18 protein-coding genes are annotated in these 21,202 nt (G+C 42.8%); 2 read left to right on the top strand and 16 right to left on the bottom strand.

The genetic code is table 11. The annotated features are described in order from the left end of the window. Positions 1-16 precede the first annotated feature (16 nt). The 9 genes from BM232_RS10165 to BM232_RS10125 all read right to left on the bottom strand — a co-directional run bounded on the left by BM232_RS10165 (position 17) and on the right by BM232_RS10125 (position 10,779). A complete protein-coding gene (locus BM232_RS10165) occupies positions 17-1,234 on the bottom strand; it encodes an argininosuccinate synthase (protein ID WP_091714239.1) in 1,218 nt (405 codons plus the stop codon). A gap of 109 nt (positions 1,235-1,343) precedes the next feature. Beyond that, positions 1,344-2,195, bottom strand: coding sequence for a DNA adenine methylase (locus tag BM232_RS10160; RefSeq protein WP_245752903.1), 852 nt, complete (start codon positions 2,193-2,195; stop codon positions 1,344-1,346). Positions 2,196-2,240: 45 nt separating this feature from the next. Then, positions 2,241-4,004, bottom strand: a complete 1,764-nt coding sequence (gene lpdA, locus BM232_RS10155; RefSeq protein ID WP_091714236.1) for a dihydrolipoyl dehydrogenase — start codon at positions 4,002-4,004, stop codon at positions 2,241-2,243. Beyond that, a complete protein-coding gene (gene aceF, locus BM232_RS10150) occupies positions 4,001-5,326 on the bottom strand; it encodes a dihydrolipoyllysine-residue acetyltransferase (RefSeq protein ID WP_091714233.1) in 1,326 nt (441 codons plus the stop codon). Before aceF ends, lpdA begins: the two co-directional genes overlap by 4 nt. A gap of 3 nt (positions 5,327-5,329) precedes the next feature. Beyond that, a complete protein-coding gene (aceE, locus tag BM232_RS10145; protein ID WP_091714231.1) occupies positions 5,330-7,984 on the bottom strand; it encodes a pyruvate dehydrogenase (acetyl-transferring), homodimeric type in 2,655 nt (884 codons plus the stop codon). A 188-nt stretch (positions 7,985-8,172) separates the two neighbouring features. Next, positions 8,173-8,820 carry a protein-methionine-sulfoxide reductase heme-binding subunit MsrQ gene (locus BM232_RS10140; RefSeq protein ID WP_091714229.1) on the bottom strand — a complete coding sequence of 216 codons (648 nt, stop codon included), beginning with the start codon at positions 8,818-8,820 and terminating at the stop codon, positions 8,173-8,175. Then, positions 8,789-9,748: a protein-methionine-sulfoxide reductase catalytic subunit MsrP gene (gene msrP, locus BM232_RS10135; protein WP_091714227.1), complete on the bottom strand. Its 960-nt coding sequence runs from the start codon at positions 9,746-9,748 to the stop codon at positions 8,789-8,791. Before msrP ends, BM232_RS10140 begins: the two co-directional genes overlap by 32 nt. Positions 9,749-9,766: 18 nt before the next feature. After that, positions 9,767-10,381 carry an HvfX family Cu-binding RiPP maturation protein gene (locus tag BM232_RS10130; RefSeq protein ID WP_091714225.1) on the bottom strand — a complete coding sequence of 205 codons (615 nt, stop codon included), beginning with the start codon at positions 10,379-10,381 and terminating at the stop codon, positions 9,767-9,769. Between the two features lie 65 nt (positions 10,382-10,446). Then, entirely contained in the window at positions 10,447-10,779 is a 333-nt protein-coding gene (locus BM232_RS10125) for an HvfA family oxazolone/thioamide-modified RiPP metallophore (protein WP_091714223.1), read from the bottom strand. 96 nt (positions 10,780-10,875) lie between these two features. On the opposite strand from BM232_RS10125, the gene BM232_RS10120 reads away from it, so the two are divergent. Continuing rightward, on the top strand, positions 10,876-11,487 hold the full coding sequence (locus BM232_RS10120; protein ID WP_091714220.1) for an RNA polymerase sigma factor: 612 nt from the start codon (positions 10,876-10,878) through the stop codon (positions 11,485-11,487). A 4-nt stretch (positions 11,488-11,491) separates the two neighbouring features. Further along, on the top strand, positions 11,492-11,734 hold the full coding sequence (locus BM232_RS10115) for an anti-sigma factor family protein (protein ID WP_091714217.1): 243 nt from the start codon (positions 11,492-11,494) through the stop codon (positions 11,732-11,734). 19 nt (positions 11,735-11,753) lie between these two features. Here the strand turns inward: BM232_RS10115 and BM232_RS10110 are convergent, their stop codons facing one another. From BM232_RS10110 to gyrA, 7 genes are read right to left on the bottom strand one after another with little or no spacing between them, the layout of a single operon-like run. Next, the gene (locus tag BM232_RS10110; RefSeq protein ID WP_091714214.1) at positions 11,754-12,011 is read right to left on the bottom strand and encodes a DUF1244 domain-containing protein; all 258 of its coding nucleotides are present in this window, start codon (positions 12,009-12,011) and stop codon (positions 11,754-11,756) included. Then, positions 11,989-14,016 carry an ABC transporter ATP-binding protein gene (locus tag BM232_RS10105; RefSeq protein WP_091714212.1) on the bottom strand — a complete coding sequence of 676 codons (2,028 nt, stop codon included), beginning with the start codon at positions 14,014-14,016 and terminating at the stop codon, positions 11,989-11,991. The genes BM232_RS10110 and BM232_RS10105 overlap by 23 nt, the downstream gene beginning before the upstream one ends. Further along, complete coding sequence (locus tag BM232_RS10100) at positions 14,013-15,425, bottom strand: ABC transporter permease (protein WP_091714210.1); 1,413 nt, start codon at positions 15,423-15,425, stop codon at positions 14,013-14,015. The genes BM232_RS10105 and BM232_RS10100 overlap by 4 nt, the downstream gene beginning before the upstream one ends. Positions 15,426-15,438: 13 nt before the next feature. Continuing rightward, positions 15,439-16,398 carry a 4-hydroxy-3-methylbut-2-enyl diphosphate reductase gene (gene ispH / locus BM232_RS10095; protein WP_091714208.1) on the bottom strand — a complete coding sequence of 320 codons (960 nt, stop codon included), beginning with the start codon at positions 16,396-16,398 and terminating at the stop codon, positions 15,439-15,441. Beyond that, positions 16,395-17,483, bottom strand: a complete 1,089-nt coding sequence (pheA, locus tag BM232_RS10090) for a prephenate dehydratase (protein ID WP_091714205.1) — start codon at positions 17,481-17,483, stop codon at positions 16,395-16,397. The genes ispH and pheA overlap by 4 nt, the downstream gene beginning before the upstream one ends. A gap of 9 nt (positions 17,484-17,492) precedes the next feature. Continuing rightward, entirely contained in the window at positions 17,493-18,539 is a 1,047-nt protein-coding gene (serC, locus tag BM232_RS10085) for a 3-phosphoserine/phosphohydroxythreonine transaminase (RefSeq protein ID WP_245752910.1), read from the bottom strand. A gap of 35 nt (positions 18,540-18,574) precedes the next feature. Then, a complete protein-coding gene (gene gyrA / locus BM232_RS10080; RefSeq protein WP_091714201.1) occupies positions 18,575-21,166 on the bottom strand; it encodes a DNA gyrase subunit A in 2,592 nt (863 codons plus the stop codon). Positions 21,167-21,202: the final 36 nt, after the last annotated feature.

Raw genomic sequence — 21,202 nt, 5'->3', positions numbered from 1 at the left:
GCCTGCGTATGGTTTCTTAAACCTTACGCTTCGCCTTTCCTGCAATTTTCAGACGCAACGCATTCAGTTTAATGAAGCCTTCCGCATCTTTTTGATTGTATGCACCTGCGTCATCTTCAAAAGTCGCAATTGACTCATCAAAAAGACTATCAGTCTCAGATGCACGCCCAACAACAGAAACGTTACCCTTATATAATTTGATACGTACTTTACCGTTAACCGTTTGTTGTGATTCATCAATCATTTTCTGAAGCATCACACGTTCTGGTGCCCACCAGTAGCCGTTATAAATCATTTTGGCATAACGAGGCATCAACTCATCTTTAAGGTGTGCAACTTCACGATCCAATGTTAATGATTCAATAGCACGGTGTGCTTTCAACATCACTGTACCGGCAGGTGTTTCATAACAACCACGTGACTTCATGCCGACATAACGGTTTTCGACAATATCCAGACGACCGATACCGTTTTCTCCCGCAACTTTGTTCAAATACGTCATCACTGTCGCAGGTGACATCGCTTCACCATTAATTGCAGTGATATCGCCTTTTTCGTAGCTTAATTCAAGATAAGTTGGTTTATCTGGTGCATTTTCTGGAGAAACAGACCAACGCCACATAGAGTCTTCAGGCTCAGCCCATGGATCTTCTAAAATACCGCCTTCATAAGAGATATGTAACAAGTTGGCATCCATTGAATAAGGTGACTTTTTACCTTGTTTCATTTCAACTGGAATACCATGCTGTTCAGCGTAATCAAGTAACTTTTGACGTGACAATAAGTCCCATTCACGCCAAGGGGCAATCACTTTAATATTTGGGTTCAGCGCATAGGCACCAAGTTCAAAACGGACTTGGTCATTGCCTTTACCTGTAGCACCATGAGAAACAGCTTCAGCACCAGTTTCATTAGCAATTTCAACCAAACGTTTTGCAATCAATGGTCGAGCGATTGAAGTACCTAATAAGTATTCGCCTTCATAGATGGCGTTAGCACGAAACATAGGGAATACATAATCACGTGCGAACTCTTCACGTAAATCTTCAATATAAATTTCTTTGATTCCAAGCGATTTCGCCTTTGCTCTGGCTGGTTCAACTTCTTCACCCTGCCCAAGGTCAGCTGTGAAAGTAACCACTTCACACTCATATTTATCTTGTAACCACTTCAAAATAACGGAAGTATCCAGTCCACCTGAATAGGCTAGTACGACTTTGTTGATCTTAGACATGGGTGATATTTATTCCTGTAAAAAATTAGCTGATTCAATCCCTAAATCGCCATAGTAATAACATCGGCAAAATAGAAATTAACTTGAATAAAAAAGAACACGTATTGTATCAAAAACCACGGATTGCAAGCACTTCTTTAACGGCTTTACGACCATTTCCTTTGCAACTGATTAACCGTGGCGCATCAAGATATCGAAGTCTGAATCCAAGTTGTTTGTATAACTTAATAATTCTGTCTGTCGCTTGGTTTGATAATAAAACGGGGCCATTATGCTGACTTAGCCAGTATGCAAGCCGCTCCTGATCTTCCCACTTAAAACCTTTTTGTGAATATTGATGAAAAGGCGTGTCATATGGCGGATCGGCATAGACAAAATCCATCGGTTCAAGTGGTATTGTTTCGAAATCCTGGCAACTGAATTGCCAGCGGGACAAAATCGGCTGATAGTGGATAAAACTCTCTAAATAGTTAATGGTTTTATAACGACCGAAAGGCACATTGTAACCACCTCGACTATTAAAACGGCATAAGCCGTTATAGCCCGTACGATTTAAATAATAGAATAGTTGAGCTGCGCGCGGAGCATCAGATTGATTGGCGTTGAGTTGATTAAATTCATCACGACAATGATAGTAGGCTGATTCGTCATTAATGAACGCTATATCAACCTCTAAGCCCTCGCTTAAGTGCTGGTAAAAATTAATTAATGCCGGATTTACATCATTAAGTAATGCTCGTTCAGGTGCCAGACCAAGCGCGACAGAAAGCCCGCCACAAAATGGTTCCACCAGTCTGGATTGCTGGTGTTTATTCCAGTAGCGTTTAAGAACGGGTAATAACCAACGCTTACCGCCCGCCCATTTGAGTGGTGGTTTCAACGTGGCATCAAAATGGCCCTTGCTTGTCATTAACTCAAATAAAAATAATAGACAAAAAAACGGGTATATCTGTGTAGACACAGATATACCCCCCTTAATTACTGGCTATGGCCAGTTTACACATGCTTACTTAGAGTGCAATGTCTTGCGTGGAGGCATCAGATCTGTAATCGATCCTTCCGCCATTTCAGCAGCAAAGCCAAGTGTTTCAGATAAGGTTGGATGTGGATGAATTGTCAGACCAATATCCTCTGCATCTGCACCCATCTCTAAAGCTAAAACCGCTTCTGCAATTAATTCACCAGCGTTAGGACCAACAATACCTGCACCGATCAATCGACCCGTTTCTTTTTCAAACAAGGCTTTTGTCAGACCTTCATCTCTGCCTAAGCTCAAGCTTCTACCGCTTGCAGCCCAAGGGAAAGCACCTTTGACGTAATCGATACCTTGCTTTTTCGCTTCATCTTCATTCATTCCCATCCATGCCACTTCAGGATCGGTATAGGCAACAGAAGGAATAGTCATCGGTTCAAATACGGATTTCTGACCGGCAATAACTTCAGCAGCGACTTTACCTTCGTGTGTTGCTTTATGAGCAAGCATAGGCTGACCTACAATGTCACCGATAGCAAAGATGTGAGGCACATTAGTGCGCATCTGACCATCAGTTTCAATAAAGCCATGATCAGTCACCATGACACCTGCTGCTTCAGCGTTAATCAGCTTACCGTTTGGTGAGCGTCCAACAGCAACCAGTATCTTGTCAAACATGGTTTGTTCGGGAGCGTCTTTACCCTCAAAGGTCACTAATAAACCATCATCTTTCGGCTCGATATTACTGACTTTAGTATTCAGGTAAATATTGTCGTATTTTTCCTGCACACGTTTGAATAATGGTTTAACGATATCTTTATCAGCACCAGGAATCAGACTATCTTGTAATTCAACAACGGTAATCTTTGAGCCTAAGGCATCATAAACAGTCGCCATTTCAAGTCCGATGATGCCGCCGCCGATGACCAATAATTTTTCTGGTACATCTTCCAGTTCCAGTGCATCAGTGGAATCCATCATTCTTGGATCATCATTTGGGAACACTGGAATTTTCGTCACACGTGAACCCGCAGCAATAATACAATTATCAAACGAAATTGTTTTCTCGCCGTCAGGCCCTTCTACTTTCAGGGTATTTGGACTGGTAAAGCTACCCTCGCCCTGAACTATCGTGACCTTACGTGTTTTCGCTAATGCTTTTAATCCGCCTGTCAGCTGATTAACAACACTGCTTTTCCATGATTCTAATTCGCGAATATCAATTTGAGGTTTATTAAATTTAACCCCGTGATGTGACATTTCTTCAGCTTCATTAATGATCTGTGCTGTGTGTAACAAGGCTTTAGAAGGAATACAACCGACATTGAGGCAAACACCACCAATACGCTCGTGGCGCTCAACCATGACGACCTGCTTACCAAGGTCAGCGGCTCTGAATGCAGCAGTATAACCACCAGGCCCAGAACCCAGCACCAATACCTCCGCGTGTAAATCAGCATCACCTTGCGGTACAGCAGCTGGTGTCGGTGCTGCTTTCTTTGCTGCTGAGGCTTTCGTTTCCGTTGATTCAGGTGCTGATGTGTCTTCAGCGTCTGCCTGTTCAACTTCAAGCGTTAGAATGACATCACCCTCTGCGACTTTATCGCCAACAGCAACTTTCAAACTGACAATTTTACCTTTAGCTGTGCTCGGAATTTCCATAGCCGCTTTGTCAGACTCTAAGGTAATAATATCTTGATTTTCATCAATGATATCACCCTCACTGACCAGTACTTCTATGATTTCAACGGAATCAAAATCGCCAATATCCGGGACTTTTACTTCTATTTCACTCATAGCAGCACCTTACGAATATCAGACAACATTTGGCTGAGCATCACAGTAAAGCGAGCACCGGCGGCACCGTCAATCACACGATGGTCATATGACACTGACAATGGCAGCATCAGTCTTGGAACAAATTCTTTTCCATTCCACACTGGTTTCATTTGATGACGACTAACACCTAAGATGGCGACTTCAGGTGCATTGACAATCGGTGTAAAGAATTGTCCACCGATACCACCAAGACTTGAAATCGAGAACGTGCCACCTTGTAAATCTTTGGCAGTTAATGAACCTTCACGGGCACGGGCACTGATATCACCGAGTTCACCAGCTAGTTCAAGGAAACCTTTTTTATCGACATCCTTGATAACTGGCACCATAAGTCCATTTGGCGTATCAACTGCCACACCCAGGTTATAGTAATTTTTCAGAATCAGACTTTCTTTGTCTTCACTCAGTGATGCATTAAATTCTGGGAATTGTTTCAAGCAAGCTACAACCGCTTTCATAATGAAGACTAAAGGCGTTAAATTAACGCCTTTCTTCGCAGCCATATCTTTATTTTCCTTACGGAAGGCATCTAATTCTGTGATATCAGCTTCATCAAACTGGGTCACATGTGGAATATTTAACCAACATGCATGAAGATGTTTACCAGATATTTTCTTAATACGAGACATTTCTTGTGTCTCGACATCACCGAATTGTTCAAAATTGACAACAGGCACAGATGGAATAGCACTACCGCTTTGTGCAGGTGCTGCAGCTGGTGCAGTCATAACCTGTTTCACATAACTTTGAACATCTTCTTTAGTGACACGACCTTTAGGGCCTGTACCACTTACCGATGTTAAGACAACACCCAAATCACGTGCAAAACGACGTACAGAAGGTGATGCATGTGCACGGCGAATACCTGATTTGTTGTCAGGTGCATATGGAATAGCTTCTGCAGGCGGCGTATTTACTGCCGGACTTGCTTCAACTTTCGTTTCCGGTTTTGGCTGTGTATTTTCAGCAGGTGCAGTAGCTACAGGCTTTTCTGTTTTCTCTTCAGCTTTTGCCTCTTCTTTTGCAGAAGAAGCACCTTCAGCGACTTCAAGCATGGCGATAACCGTGCCTTCACTTACCTTATCACCAACCGCCACTTTCATTTCTTTAATGACGCCTGCCTGCGATGCTGGAATTTCCATCATCGCTTTATCAGACTCAACAGTAATGACTTCTTGGTTTTCATCAATGCTATCGCCAACGGCAACAAGCACTTCGATGATTTCAACTGCTTCAAAGTCACCAATATCAGGAACTTTTAACTCAATTAATTCTGCCATTATTTATGCCTTAACTGGGTTGATTGCATCAGCATTAATCTCATACTTCTTGATTGCGTCAGCAACCACGTCGTATTTGATCTGACCTTCATCGGCTAATGCATGCAGTGTTGCAACCACTACATGATAGCGGTCAACTTCAAAGAAGCTACGCAATGCTTCACGTGTGTCACTACGGCCAAAACCATCTGTACCTAAAACGGTATAGCTCGCTTTAACCCATGGACGAATTTGTTCCGCATACATACGTACATAGTCTGTTGCAGCAACAACGACACCAGCCGCATCATCCAAACATTCAGAAATATAACTACGTTTCTTCGGTGCGGTTGGGTTGAGACGGTTATGGCGCTCTACTTCTTGTCCATCACGAACCAATTCGTTCATGCTGGTCGCACTCCACACATCAGCAGACACTTTCCAGTCTTTTTCCAGCAGCTCTGCAGCTGCTTCTACTTCACGCAGAATGGTACCACTACCCATTAGCTGAGCTTTTAGCTTATGTTTACCGCCAGTTTTCAATTTATACAGACCTTTGATAATGCCTTCTTCTACACCTTCAGGCATATCAGGGTGTTTGTAATTTTCATTCATGGCAGTGATGTAATAGAAGACATTTTCCTGCTTCTCATACATACGTTTCATACCATCATGCACGATAACGGCCATTTCATAGGCATAGGTCGGATCGTAGCTAACGCAGTTTGGAATCGCATTTGCCATCAACAGGTTGTGTCCATCCTGATGTTGTAAACCTTCACCATTCAATGTTGTACGACCTGCAGTACCACCGATCAAGAAGCCTTTCGCTTGAATATCACCAGCTAACCACCATAAATCGCCTACACGCTGGTAACCAAACATGGAGTAATAGATGTAGAACGGCACCATATTAACGTTATAGTTGCTGTAAGCCGTTGCAGCAGATACCCACTCAGCCATTGAACCGGCTTCGTTGATACCTTCTTCCAGGATCTGGCCTTTAGTATCTTCGCGGTACCACATGACTTTGCCTGAATCTTCAGGTTCATAGCGTTGGCCAGATGAAGAATAGATACCTACGCTTCTGAACAGACCTTCCATACCAAAGGTACGGGCTTCATCAGGTACGATTGGCACAATATTCTTACCAATCTGTTTATCACGAATCAGTGCTGTTAAGACACGAACAAACGCCATGGTAGTAGAGAGCTCACGATCACCACTTGATTTCAGAACAGCATCAAACAGTTTCAACTCTGGAATTTTCAGAGCAGGTGCACTGTGATTACGTTTTGGTAAGAAACCACCTAACTCATTACGACGTTCCAGTAAGTATTTCTTCTCTGGACTGTCATCTTTGAGTTTGATGAATGGAACGTTATCCACTTCTTCATCTGTTAAAGGAATATTGAAACGATCACGGAATCGTTTCATTTGTTCAATTTCCAGTTTCTTCTGTTGATGCGTGGTGTTTTGACCTTCACCCGCTTCCCCCATACCGTAACCTTTAACAGTTTTAGCTAAGATGACAGTAGGTTGACCAACATGGTCTACAGCACGTTTATAAGCTGCGTAGATCTTTCTCGGATCATGACCACCACGACTTAAATGCCAGATATCCTCATCAGTCATGTCAGAAACCATTTCTAACAATTCAGGATATTTACCAAAGAAGTGTTTACGAACATAAGCACCATCTTTCGCTTTATAGTTCTGGTATTCGCCATCAACCACTTCTTCCATGCGTTTAAGCAGCAAACCATTAGTATCACGAGCCAGTAGCTGATCCCAGCCGCTACCCCATAAAACTTTGATGACATTCCAGCCTGCGCCGCGGAATAAGGCTTCTAATTCTTGAATGATTTTGCCGTTACCACGAACCGGACCATCAAGACGCTGTAAGTTACAGTTAACAACATAGATAAGGTTATCAAGCTTCTCACGACCAGCCAGGGTAATTGCACCTAATGATTCTGGCTCATCCATTTCGCCATCACCCAGATAAGCCCAGACATGACGGCCTTCTGTTTTAACGATATCGCGATGCTGCATGTACTTCATGAAGCGTGCTTGATAGATAGCAAGGATAGGTCCCAAGCCCATAGATACAGTTGGGAACTGCCAGTAGTCAGGCATTAACCATGGATGTGGGTAAGATGACAGACCTTTACCGTTTACTTCAAAACGGAAATTTTCTAATTGTTCTTCGGTCAATCTGCCTTCAAGGAATGAACGGGCATAGATACCAGGTGAAGAATGGCCTTGTACAAAAACCATATCTGCACCATTGCCATAGTCATCACCTTTGAAGAAGTGGTTAAAGCCCACATCATAAAGGGTAGCAGCAGATGAAAAGCTGGCAATATGACCACCGACTGAACCGGGTTTCATATTAGCTTTCACAACCATCGCCATAGCATTCCAGCGAATATAGGATCTCAGCTTGTGCTCCATCGCCTGGTCACCAGGGATGCGTTCTTGCTGATCAACAGGAATCGTGTTGACGTATGCAGTGTTAGCGCTATACGGGAGGTTGATCCCGGTGCGACGAGCCATATCAATGAGCTTCTCAATGATAAAGTGCGCTTTTTCCTCACCACCGGCCTCAATTACAGACTCAAGGGCGTCAAGCCATTCTTGAGTTTCCTGTGGATCGTGATCGACAAAATCAGTCATAAATACCTTCTCAAATCATAACGCGATGAATAACAGCGGAACATTGTAACAGTTTTTGTTTGAATTCATGACTCAAACCACTATACACAATGCCACTTGACACAGAATTTAAACAGAAACTTGTTTACTGACTTATGGTTAGTTCACACCACGACTTCATGGTGCTGCTTATCAGTTTGCGAAAAAATTCAGCGACTGACCAGCTTTTTTTTACTCAATGAATGAAATAACCTGACAAAAAACAGCAGTGAAAGAAGAATCATATAAATCACGGGTTCACGAATATCCGCTTTGACCAGCATAAGAAAATGAACACAGGATAAAGTGGCTATTAAATATGTTAAGCGGTGTAATCGTTTCCAGCGTTTGCCACCGAGGCGTTTCATCATTTTATTAGTTGAAGTAATCGCCAGAGGCAGCAGCAAGATAAAACTGATAAATCCCACAGTAATAAATGGCCTTTTAACGATATCCTTCCAGATATCCTGAATATCAAATAATTGATCCAGTCCGAGATATAACAGCATATGCACGCTGGCATAAAAAAAAGCATATAAGCCCAACATACGTCGGTACTTCACAATAGCTGTTAAACCTGTATACCAACGGATGGGCGATACCAGCAGTGTGATTAACAAAAAACGTAAAGCCCATAAGCCAGAACTTCTGGTTAAGGTTTCCACAGGGTTAGCCCCAAGGTTATCCGTGAAGAGTCCCCAAACCAGATAGATAAGAGGCAGCAAACAAAGAATAAACAAGAATGTCTTTACGACACTTGCTTTGGTGTTTGCTGACAATTGTTGCTCAGAAATAACGTTTGAGATCCATGCCTGCATATAAATCTGCCACCTGTTCACCGTAGCCGTTAAACATTAAAGTTTTACGCTTTAAAAATTCACCTATACGACGCTCTTTTGCCTGACTCCAGCGTGGGTGATCCACATTAGGGTTAACGTTTGAGTAAAAACCATACTCTCTGGCATTGGCTTTCATCCATGCGGTCTGTGGCATGTCCTCAACAAAGCGAATGTGAACGATCGATTTTATGCCTTTAAAACCATACTTCCACGGTACAACGAGTCGTATTGGCGCACCATTCTGACCCAATAATTCTTTGCCATACAGGCCAACAGACAGCAGTGTCAGTGGGTTCATTGCTTCATCGATACGTAAGCCTTCAACATAAGGCCAGTCAAGCACTGCCCGACGCTGTCCTGGCATTTGTTTGGGGTCATACAAGGTAGTGAATTCAACAAACTTCGCTCTGGAGTTTGGCTGGGCTTTTTTTAATAAGTCTGCAAGCGGGAAACCAATCCACGGAATAACCATCGACCAGCCTTCAACGCAGCGCATCCGGTAAATGCGTTCTTCTAACGTAAAGGCTTTGATTAGGTCCTGATAATCATATGTACCCGGTTTATCGCATTCACCATCAATCACCACTTTCCATGGTTGAGACTCATCCGGAAAGGCCGTGGCGTTGATGGCTGGATCCTGCTTGGACGTACCAAATTCATAAAAATTGTTATAGGTAGTGATGGACTCAAAGTCAGTTTTTTCTTCATCGGTAGAAAATGGACTTTTACTCACATCACTAAAAGGCTTGGGTTGTTTAGCCACATCCGCTAATGCCATTGATGGCAATGCACCAGCCAAACCAACAGCTAAACTCGTATTAAGAAACTGTCGGCGGTTTTGATAAATTTCATAATCAGTCACTTCTGATTCTGATATTTCCCAGGATTTTTGTTTTCTAAAAAACATTTACTTACCCTCCTTACTTTACCGACAAGATCTGTTCAGCCAGTAATCGATACTGAGATAGTTACCTGCCCCGATAAAAAACAGAACGAGTAACATCAGAAAATAGGTTGCCGCAAACTCAATACCATTATTAAGTACAACAAAGCTGCCATGCTGTGTTAACCAGTCATAGTTTCCATATTCCTGTAAAATTTCTTTGGCTTTATGTAGTCGCTCTATAGCGTCATTGACATCAGCTGAAGCAAAAGGACTCATGGTGTCGTGTATTGCCTGCCAACCATTTTTCCAATGCACAGTGGTAGCTGCAACAATCATGGTAACCATCAACGGAATAGAGACCAGGCGGACAGCAAAACCTAATATAAGAAAGATGGCACCGAAATACTCAGCACCCCAGGCAAGATAGGCTAATAGTTCTGGAAAAGGTAAGCCTAATCCCCAATCCGGATTAGCAAACCATTCAATCGTATTTTCCAGAGAGCTGTCAGCATCAAACGGATTCCATTTGTTGTTGGCAGCCACCCAAAAAACAGGTGCTAAGTATATTCTCAGCAGAAGTGGCGCAATAAAATCGGCGGCACGTGTTTTATTCAAGTTAGTCGATACAGACTGATATAAACGACAAAAAGACATGAGCGATCTCCTAAAGTAAATAAGGGCTCATAAACGAGCCCTTATTTAACCGTTGTTCTGCTGTTTTATTTATTTCCACCACAGCTTGCTTCTTTTGCTTTTTTCTCAGCACCACATTTAGCTTCTTTAGCTTTTTTCTCTGCACCACATTTGGCTTCTTTAGCTTTTTTCTCAGCACCACACTTAGCTTCTTTAGCTTCCTTCGCTTTTTTCTCAGCACCGCATTTCGCTTCACCACATTTACCTTCTTCAGCATGATGTTCTGCAAGCTGCATATAACCACTGGATAATTCAGTTGAAGCAAATGGGTTATTACCTGCACTCGCCATTGATGGCGCCATAGCCAAGCCTGCTGCAAATGTTGCAATAGCCACTGATGATTTGTTAAATGTTGCCATGATGATTTTTTCCTTCTATTGTTGTTAAAAATTCAACGAGCATTAAAGCCAGTCTTGCTTAGTAGACGAGCCTCACAAAGGATTGTTACAAACAAAATGAAAAAAAATGTGAAGTTGAGCTCAGCCGATGAGCACAACTTAATCAGGCAATTAATTAATGGCGATGCAAAAGCGTTTGACTATGTTGTATCCCAATATCATGGGCTGATGTTAACTGTTGCCAGGGCGATTGTAGGTGAGGCATTTGCGGATGAAATTGTGCAGGATGCCTGGTTGTCAGCTATCAAAGCATTACCAAACTTTGAGGGTCGCTCAAGTCTGAAAACCTGGTTATTACAAATTACCAGTAATGGTGCCAAAACCCGTTTTAAACGAGAACAGCGTCAAGTTTCACTTGATGACGGTTGGGAGTCGGTTCCACATGACAAGTTTGATGAGCGTGGACATCGTTTAGATAACATCTTACCGTGGGATGAAGAAACTCCAGATGCTTTGTTAGAAAATGAACAGTTACGAATTGTTATTGAGACAAGCTTTCGCAAACTGCCAGCCAATCAGCGTGCCATGTTAACTATGTATGATATGGAAGGATTAGAAATGTCAGAGATTTGTAACATTCTTGATATTAGTTCGTCTAATGCTAGAGTTCTTTTACACCGGGCACGGACTACATTGCATCACAAAATTGAAGAGTACCGAGGACAATAAGCAGATGTTTCAATGTAAAGATGTAGCTGAAGAAGCCAGTAACTATCTTGAGGGAGATCTTCCTTTAAGGAAACGTATCGGTTTGTTTCTACATTTGCTTATTTGTGGTTGCTGCCGTAATTATTTACAGCAAATTCGTCAGACGATCGATACTGTTGCTACAATTCACCCGACAGAAGAACACCATACTGACACTAAGGCCTTAGCAGAAAAGCTGCGAGCCCTGTCTGATTCAGAGTCCAGATAAGCTCACAGAATTTCATTGCCTACTGTTTTGGTCCTGTCTGATATTTGTCCTTCCATTCGCTATATGGCATGCCGTAAACGTATTCACGTGCCTCATCGTAATTCATATCAATCTGTTTTTCTTCGGCTGCAGCCAAATACCATTTTGATAGACAATTTCGACAAAAACCGGCCAAATTCATCAAGTCAATATTCTGTACATCGGTATTTTCTTGCAGGTGTTTGATTAAACGTCTGAATGCTGCGGCTTCCAGTTCAGTTTGTGTTTGTTGATCCATAATTTTCCTCAAATAAAAAACATTTCACATTATGTGTCGGGCTCAGCAATGTCGTGTCAGGGTATTGTTCTAAACATACAGGCATAACATGCGGGCAACGCTGGTGAAAATGACAGCCTTTAGGTGGATTGGCGGGTGAAGGAAGCTCACCTTGCAGTTTTTGTTTGCTCAGATGAGTTTCTGCGGCAATTTTTGGCACCGCCGCAAGCAATGCCTGCGTATAAGGATGTTTGGGACTATTTAATACTTCCTCACGTGTGCCCTGCTCAACAATTCGTCCCAGGTACATAACCGCAACGCGATGCGCTAGATAGTCGACTACACTAATATTATGAGTAATAAATAAAAAAGATAAGCCGAACTCATGTTGGATATCACGAAGTAAATTTAAAATCTGTGCCTGTACAGACACATCTAAGGCACTGGTGGGCTCATCACAAATGATTACTTCCGGCTCAGCCGCCAATGCTCGGGCTATACAAATACGCTGTCGTTGTCCACCAGAAAACTCGTGCGGATAACGATGTTTTATATCTGCTCGCAGGCCTACTCTTGTTAATAATTCATCGACTTTCGCCTCTTGTGCTGCTGAATCTTTAATCTTCGAGGTCAGCATGCCTTCTTTAATGACATTATTAATCGTCATTCGAGGGTTCATTGAAGCAAAAGGATCCTGAAAAATAATCTGCATGGATGCACGCACTGAACGTAAAGCGCGGATTGATAAACGATTCAGTTTTTGTCCCTGAAAAACCACGTTGCCTGAAGTCACAGGAACAAGCTGCAAAATTCCTTTACCAACCGTTGTTTTCCCACAACCCGACTCACCAACCAGAGCAAGTGTTTCGGCAGAACGGAGATCCAAGGTAATATCATCAACCGCCTTAACAGCACCTACTGTACGTTGAAAAAGCCCTTTTTTTATAGGAAAGTGCACTTTTAACTGACTGACCTGCAAAATAGCATTATTCGCTGGTATAACTTCGGATAATCGTGAGCTAGACACCTGTTTTTGAGATTTAATATGTTCAGCGTCCACATCTGGATCATATAAATGACAACGGACGCCATGATCATTATTGTTGATCCAGCGAGGTTCAGCTTCCTGACAATACTGCCAGGCTAACTCACAACGTTCAGCAAAGCGACAAGCGGTAAACTGTCTGTTCAGTGGTGGCACACTACCTTTGATAACCGTCAACTTTTCTTCCCGCTTTTGTTCTGACGGGATGGCTTCAAACAGTTTACGCGTGTATGGGTGCAGGGTATTATTAAAAAATTGCTCGCGGCTAGCTGATTCAACAATCTGTCCGGCATACATTACCGCCACATGGTCCGCCATTTGTGCAACAACACCCAGATCATGGGTGATTAACAAAATGGCCATCCCCGTTTTTTGTTGAATATCTTTTAACAAGTCGAGAATTTGAGCCTGAATGGTGACATCTAAAGCAGTTGTAGGCTCATCGGCAATCAATAATTCAGGCTCACCAGCCAGTGCCATAGCTATCATCACACGTTGCTTCATACCACCTGATAATTGATGCGGGTAGGCATTGATTCGTTCAATAGGATCAGGAATACCAACAGAGTGAAGTAATTCAAGTGTTCGTGTATAAATCGCTTTTTTATCCAGCGTGAAGTGCCAATGAAACACTTCTGCAATCTGTTGGCCTACTGTCAACACAGGGTTTAGTGAACTTTGTGGTTCCTGAAATATCATCGCAACCCGCCGACCGCGAATTTTTTCCATCTCAGCTTCAGATAAAGACAGAATTTCCTCTCCTGCCAAACGGACCTCACCGGAAACAATATGACTCGCCGGATATGGATTCAGTCGTAGCAGTGATAAGGCTGTCATTGATTTTCCGCAACCAGACTCGCCAAGTAAGGCAAAGGTCTGACCTTTTTCAATGCAGAAATCGACACCATCTACAGCTTTATAGGGATCACTATCATGGCCAAACCAGGTTCTTAATCCTGTGACTTCGAGCAGCGAGCTCATCTTGCCTCCTGCATTCTGGGATCAAAGGCATCACGAACAACATCAGCAAATAAATTAGCGGCAAGGACAAGTACAAACATAGAAATGAACGCCGCAGTTAAAGACCACCAAACTACAGGTTCCCGAGCCATTTCCAGCCGTGCACTATTAATCATATTGCCCCAGCTGATCATCGAGGGATCCACACCTACCCCAACATAGGACAACACAGCTTCAGCTAATACTAAGCCACTAAAGTCGAGTACAACGGCAATAAGCACCAGATGCATCAGATTAGGCAAAATATGTTTATGCAAAATACTGAAACTACCCGCTCCCAACGCACGTGAAGCCATCACATATTCAGCTTCCCGTAATTTCAGGGTTTCAGCACGTAGAATTCGACATAAGCCTGTCCAGCTGGTCATGCCCAAAATAATACATAAAAACAGTAGCCTGATATCGGCGCGTTCAGCAATCGTTTTGAAATTCTCAGGATGGTTATTTACGTAGACCTGCAGAATTAAAACGGCTGCAGCAATCAACAATACGCCAGGGATCGAATTCAGGGTCGTATAAATATACTGTATGACATCATCTATCCAGCCTCTAAAATAACCTGCTGCAATCCCCAGCATGATCGCCATTGGCAACATAACTAAGGTCGTTAAAGTACCAATCACTAAACCGGTACGAACACTTTTCAGGGATTGATATAACACATCCTGACCAACCTTATCGGTCCCGAATACGTGATAATTTTGACTAAGGAAAATGAGATTAACGACAACAAACAGAAGGCAGAAAGCGGTGAAATAGAAAGTATAGAGTGGGTATTGAGATTGATTAAGAGCGATACGTTTAAACTGGTGAGGAAATTGTGCCAGCTTACATCGCGAGGCAGCAACCACATGACAAATATAAATCAGAAACAGCAGCAATAAACTCAGCAGACTGGCTTTAAGAACAGTTTGATATATATCTGCTGCTTTATCATCAACTTGAGCAAGATGTGCCGCACCGTATTTTAGTTTTGGATAATCGTATTTAATAGATCCATCATTCATTGTCTGTATTTCTTTAACAAACAATCGATCTGAAAACGGTGCCGAGTAAGTTTTTTCCATTTGCTGTTTAAGTGGTAAAACCAACCAATCAAACACGCTCAAAACTTCTGATGAATAGTAAGTTTCCTGTGTATTTTCAGTAGATTCCAGGGCTGGGCGATAATGCATAGAGTCCAGTAGCCCAATAACCACATAACAAGACAAAATCATCACGGAGATCATACCCCGCTTTCGCATCATCACTGATTTCCATGGCGCACTCAGATGAGGACGTCTTCTTATATACATCACTGCTGCCACAATAACTGTGAGGAGCAGGAAAATTAAAATGTCTGTCCAAAGCAATACGGGCAAAAACGACATGGTCAGCCTTGTTTTATTTTTTCAGACTTGATGTATCTATCTTTAATTCTCGTGGTAATGAGAATTCAATATTCTCTTTTAAACCGTCATCTTCATATGACGAATCAACACCTAAGTCACGAAGTTTTTCAACGACCTGATTGACTAAGATTTCAGGTGCAGAAGCACCTGCAGTCAAACCAATTCGATTTTTATTTTCAAGCCATTGTGGATCTATTTGCTCAGCATTGTCTATTAAATATGCAGGCGTCCCCAATTTCTCTGATAATTCTCGCAAGCGATTTGAGTTAGAACTGTTCACAGAGCCCACAACTAACACCAGATCACATTCATTTGCCAGTTTTTTTACTGCGTCCTGTCTGTTTTGGGTGGCATAACAAATATCATCTTTGCTCGGACCAATAATGTCAGGAAAATATTCGCGTAATGCATCAATCACCAGCGATGTATCATCAACAGAAAGAGTTGTTTGGGTAACAAACGCCAATTGCTGAGGATTTTTTACCTTTAAATTAGCGACATCTTCAGGCGATTCGACTAAGTACATTCCGCCTTCTGTCGATGTGTATTGTCCCATCGTGCCTTCTACTTCCGGATGACCCGCATGGCCAATCAGAATGCATTCCATCTTCTGTTTTTCATAACGAGAGACTTCCATATGGACTTTAGTGACTAATGGACAAGTAGCATCGAATACTTTCAGATCGCGTTTACGGCCTTCACTCTGTACTTTTTTGGACACACCATGTGCGCTGAATATTAAGGTGTTTCCATCAGGCACTTCATCGATCTCTTCAACGAAGACTGCACCTTTATTTCTAAGTCCATCAACGACAAAGCGATTATGAACAACCTCATGACGTACATAAACCGGAGCGCCAAATAATTCCAGTGCTCGCTCTACGATATCAATTGCCCGATCCACACCGGCACAGAAACCACGGGGATTGGCGAGAATCAGTTCTTTACTCATAAAACTGCCTTTGGATAAGAACCTAATATACGAAACATAGAAGACTCGTTTTCTAATAAAGATAGAGCTGATGCTACAGCAGGTTCATCAATGTGCCCTTCAATATCGATGAAAAACACATATTCCCAAATGCCCTTTCTGGATGGTCTGGATTCAATTCTGGTCATACTGATACTGTTATCTGCCAATGGTTTTAACAAAGTTTGTAAGGCACCAGGCTTATTCTTTGTTGCGACAAGTAAAGCAGTTTTATCAACACCAGATGGTCCGACATTTTGTGAACCAATCACTAAAAAGCGTGTGGTGTTATCTACTTCGTCTTCAATATTGCTAGCTAATATAGAAAGACCATAAATATCTGCAGCACGATTAGCGGCAATGGCTGCTGTATTATCAGGCTTTGCTGCAACGCGTTTAGCGGCTTCAGAATTACTGTTAAGTGGCACTAACTCAGCCTCTGGCAGCTGTTCCATCAACCATTGTCGACATTGAGCTATGGCTTGCGGATGTGCATAAACCGTTCTGACATCTTCAAGGTTTTTCTCTTTACTTAACAAATAGTGATGAATACGAAGCGTCACTTCACCATTAATTTTCAAAGGCGAAGCGATAAACCGATCTAAGGTATGCGAGACCATACCTTCCGTTGAGTTTTCTACTGGAACAACACCATAACAGGCATGAGAAGTTTCAACAGCATGAAAAACATCAGCAATGGTACTCATGGGATGTAATTCGACACTGCCCCCAAACTGCTTTTGTGCGGCTGCTTGAGTGAAAGAGCCTTCCGGACCGAGGTATGCGACCTGCAATGGTTTTTCTGCGGCCAGACAGGCTGACATAATTTCACGGAATAATCGCGCGACTTCAGCTGAGGCCAGCGGTCCTTCATTACGCTCCATTACCGTTCTAAGCACCATGGCTTCACGTTCAGGACGATAAAAATCAGCCTGCTCGCCACTATCGATTTTTATCCGGGCTACTTCCTGCGCCATCGCAGCTCTGTCATTCAACAGTTGTTGAATTTTTAAATCGATATCATCAATTTTTTGACGAATATTGGCTAAGGCTTCTTTCTCATTCATTGGCAGCAGTTACCCGTTTTTACGCTCAAACTCATTCATAAAATTGATAAGTGCATCAACACCTTCTTCTGGCATCGCATTATAAATACTGGCACGCATACCGCCCAAATCACGATGACCTTTAAGCGTCAACAAATGCTGCTCAGCAGCTTGCTGAAGAAATTGTTTATCAAGCTTATCATCAGCCAGAGTAAACGGTACATTCATCCAGGAACGATAGCGAATATCAACCGGATTAGCATAAAAATCACTTCCATCGATAGCCGCGTACAGCTTCGCCGCTTTACGCTGATTCAACGTGGCCATTGCTTCTAAACCACCTTGCTGTTTTAGCCAATCAAAAACCAGGCCAGCCAGATACCAGCTATAAGTGGCAGGTGTATTAAACATTGAGCCATTATCGGCATGAGTTTTATAGTTCAGCATTGTCGGTGTCCCCGGCAATACTTCACCTAATAAATCCTTACGGATAATGACGATACACAGGCCTGCAGGACCGATATTTTTCTGAGCACCAGCGTAAATCATGCCGAATTTAGATACATCTATCGGACGAGATAAAATCGTCGAGGATAGATCTGCTATCAGCGGCACATCACCTACATCCGGGATGTCAGCAAACTCAAGTCCATGAATGGTTTCATTCGGAGTGTAATGAACATAAGCAGCGTCATTTGATAATGACCATTGCTCGGGCCCAGCAATCGTAGTGAAATGGTTTGCCGTTGAATCTGTAACAATATTCACCTTACAGAATTGTCTGGCTTCAGCTATCGCCTTTGTAGACCATGCACCGGTATTGAAATAATCTGCTGTTTTTTTTCCTCGCAGCAGATTCATCGGAATCATGGGAAACTGAAGAGATGCGCCGCCCTGTAAAAACAGTACGGCATAATCATCAGAAATACCCATTAATTCACGCAGATCGGCTTCTGCTTTTTCAGCAATACTCGTATATTCCGGTCCGCGATGACTCATTTCCATCACAGACATACCGGTCCCATTCCAATCAAGCATTTCCTGCTGTGCTTTTTGCATGACAGCATCAGGCAACATAGCAGGACCAGCACTAAAATTATAAGCTCTCAAATTTATTCTTCTGTTGTTTCGTCAGTATCATCAGCATCGTCGATAGCTAAATCGACATCTTCGTCGTCATCTTCGATAACACGTTCAAGACCGACCAATTTTTCACCATTACTCAGATTAATTAATCTAACACCCTGTGTATTTCGGCCTACCAATGAAACATCCTTAACCGGTGTTCTTACCAATGTGCCACCATTAGTAATCAGCATAATCTGATTCTCATCGCAGACTTGTACAGCCCCAACTACGCAACCATTTCGTTCCGATGTCTGAATTGAAATAATGCCTTGACCACCACGCCCCTGAACACGATATTCAGCAAGGTTGGTACGTTTACCATAACCATATTCTGTCGCCGTTAAGATAGCGCCCTCTTCTTCTGCAATAATCAGAGAAATAATTTTTTCATCGTCACCAATGCGCATGCCACGAACACCACGAGAGACACGTCCCATAGAACGGACATCTGTTTCAGTAAAGCGAATGACTTTACCAGTATTGCTAAATAGCATCACATCAGAGTGACCATCGGTAACGGCCACATCAATGAGTTGGTCACCCTCTTTCAGATCAACTGCAATAATACCGTTAGCACGTGGACGAGAGTAATCGACTAATGGCGTTTTCTTAACCGTACCAGAGGCTGTTGCCATAAAGATAAACTTATCAGCCTCAAACTCACGAATTGGCATCACCGCATTAATCTTCTCACCTTCTTCTAAAGGCAATAAATTGATAATAGGTTTGCCACGAGAAGCCCGGCTTCCCTGCGGTAATTCATAGACTTTTTTCCAATACACTTTACCTGCACTGGAGAAACACAAAAGTGTGTCATGTGTATTAGCAATGAACAGATGCTCAATAAAGTCTTCATCTTTCATCGCGGTTGCTGCTTTACCTTTACCACCGCGTTTTTGTGCCTGATAAGTATCAAGCTGCTGTGTTTTGGCATAACCGGCATGAGACAAAGTCACTACCATTTCTTCTTCGGTGATTAAATCTTCCAGAGTTAAATCAAGATGATTTGCCAGAATTTCTGTACGACGCTCATCACCGTATTCGGCATTAATCGCTACTAATTCTTCACGGATTACAGCCATCAGATTATCTGGATCGCTCAAAATAGCTAATAACTCTGCAATGACGTCTAATACTTCACGGTACTCTTGCAGAATTTTGTCTTGTTCCAGACCGGTTAAGCGGTGTAAACGCATATCCAGAATAGCTTGTGCCTGAACAGGAGACAGATAATAAAGGTTCTCAACTAAACCATATTGATCCGCTAAGTCTTCCGGGCGTGAGGCTTCTGCACCGGCTGCACCGAGCATTTCCAGGATCATGCCTGAAGCCCAACCTTTAGAAACCAATGCTTCTTTTGCTTCAGCAGGATTCGGAGAAGCTTTAATCAGTTCGATAACTTCATCAATATTGGCTAAAGCAGTTGCTAAACCTTCTAAGACGTGAGCACGTTCACGCGCTTTTCTTAAATCATAAATCGAACGACGAGTCACCACTTCACGACGGTGGCGAATAAAGGCATCCAAAATCGCTTTCAGATTTAATGTGCGCGGTTGTCCGTCAACAATCGCCACCATATTGATACCAAAGACAGTCTGCATCTGCGTTTGTTGATACAGATTATTCAGTACTACTTCAGGCACTTCGCCACGCTTCAGTACAATCACCATACGCATACCGTCTTTATCAGACTCATCGCGTAAGGCAGAAATACCTTCCATTTTTTTATCTTTAACAAGCTCGGCGATTTTTTCTAATAAACGCGCTTTATTGACCTGATAAGGCAGCTCTTTAACAACGATACTTTGCTGTCCAGTCGCCTCATTAGTTTCGATATCGGCTCTGGCACGAATGTGAACACGACCACGACCAGTTTGATAGGCTTCTGCAATACCACGAGCACCGTTAATAATCCCTGACGTCGGGAAATCAGGCCCTGGCACGTATTCCATTAATTCATGGATACCGATATCAGGATTATCAATAATGGCAATACAGGCATTCAGGATTTCAGTAAGGTTGTGTGGCGGAATATTCGTCGCCATCCCCACCGCAATACCTGACGAGCCATTGACTAATAAGGCAGGAATTTTTGTTGGCAGAACGGCTGGTTCAGATTCGGACTCATCATAGTTAGGTACAAAGTCAACTGTCTCTTTTTCAAGATCCGCCAACATTTCATGAGCGATTTTAGCCATGCGGACTTCGGTGTAACGCATCGCAGCAGGTGGATCACCATCAACCGAACCGAAGTTACCCTGACCATCAACCAGCATATAACGCATAGAGAATGGCTGAGCCATACGAACCATCGTGTCATACACGGCGGTATCACCATGTGGGTGATATTTACCGATAACGTCACCGACGATACGAGCAGACTTTTTATATGGGCTGTTCCAGCTATTGCCCAGTTCTCTCATCGCATAGAGAACACGACGATGTACAGGTTTTAAACCATCACGAACATCAGGTAGCGCCCGTCCCACGATAACGCTCATGGCGTAATCGAGGTACGACTGCTTCATCTCGGTTTCGATACCTATCGAATCCAGTTCTAAGGCAATTTCACTCATTTATTGACCGTCCAAATAAAGCATAAGACTACAAAC

The sequence above is a fragment of the Methylophaga sulfidovorans genome (genome assembly GCF_900114205.1).
GTDB lineage: Bacteria > Pseudomonadota > Gammaproteobacteria > Nitrosococcales > Methylophagaceae > Methylophaga > Methylophaga sulfidovorans.
This window is presented reverse-complemented; position numbering and strand designations above follow the sequence as displayed.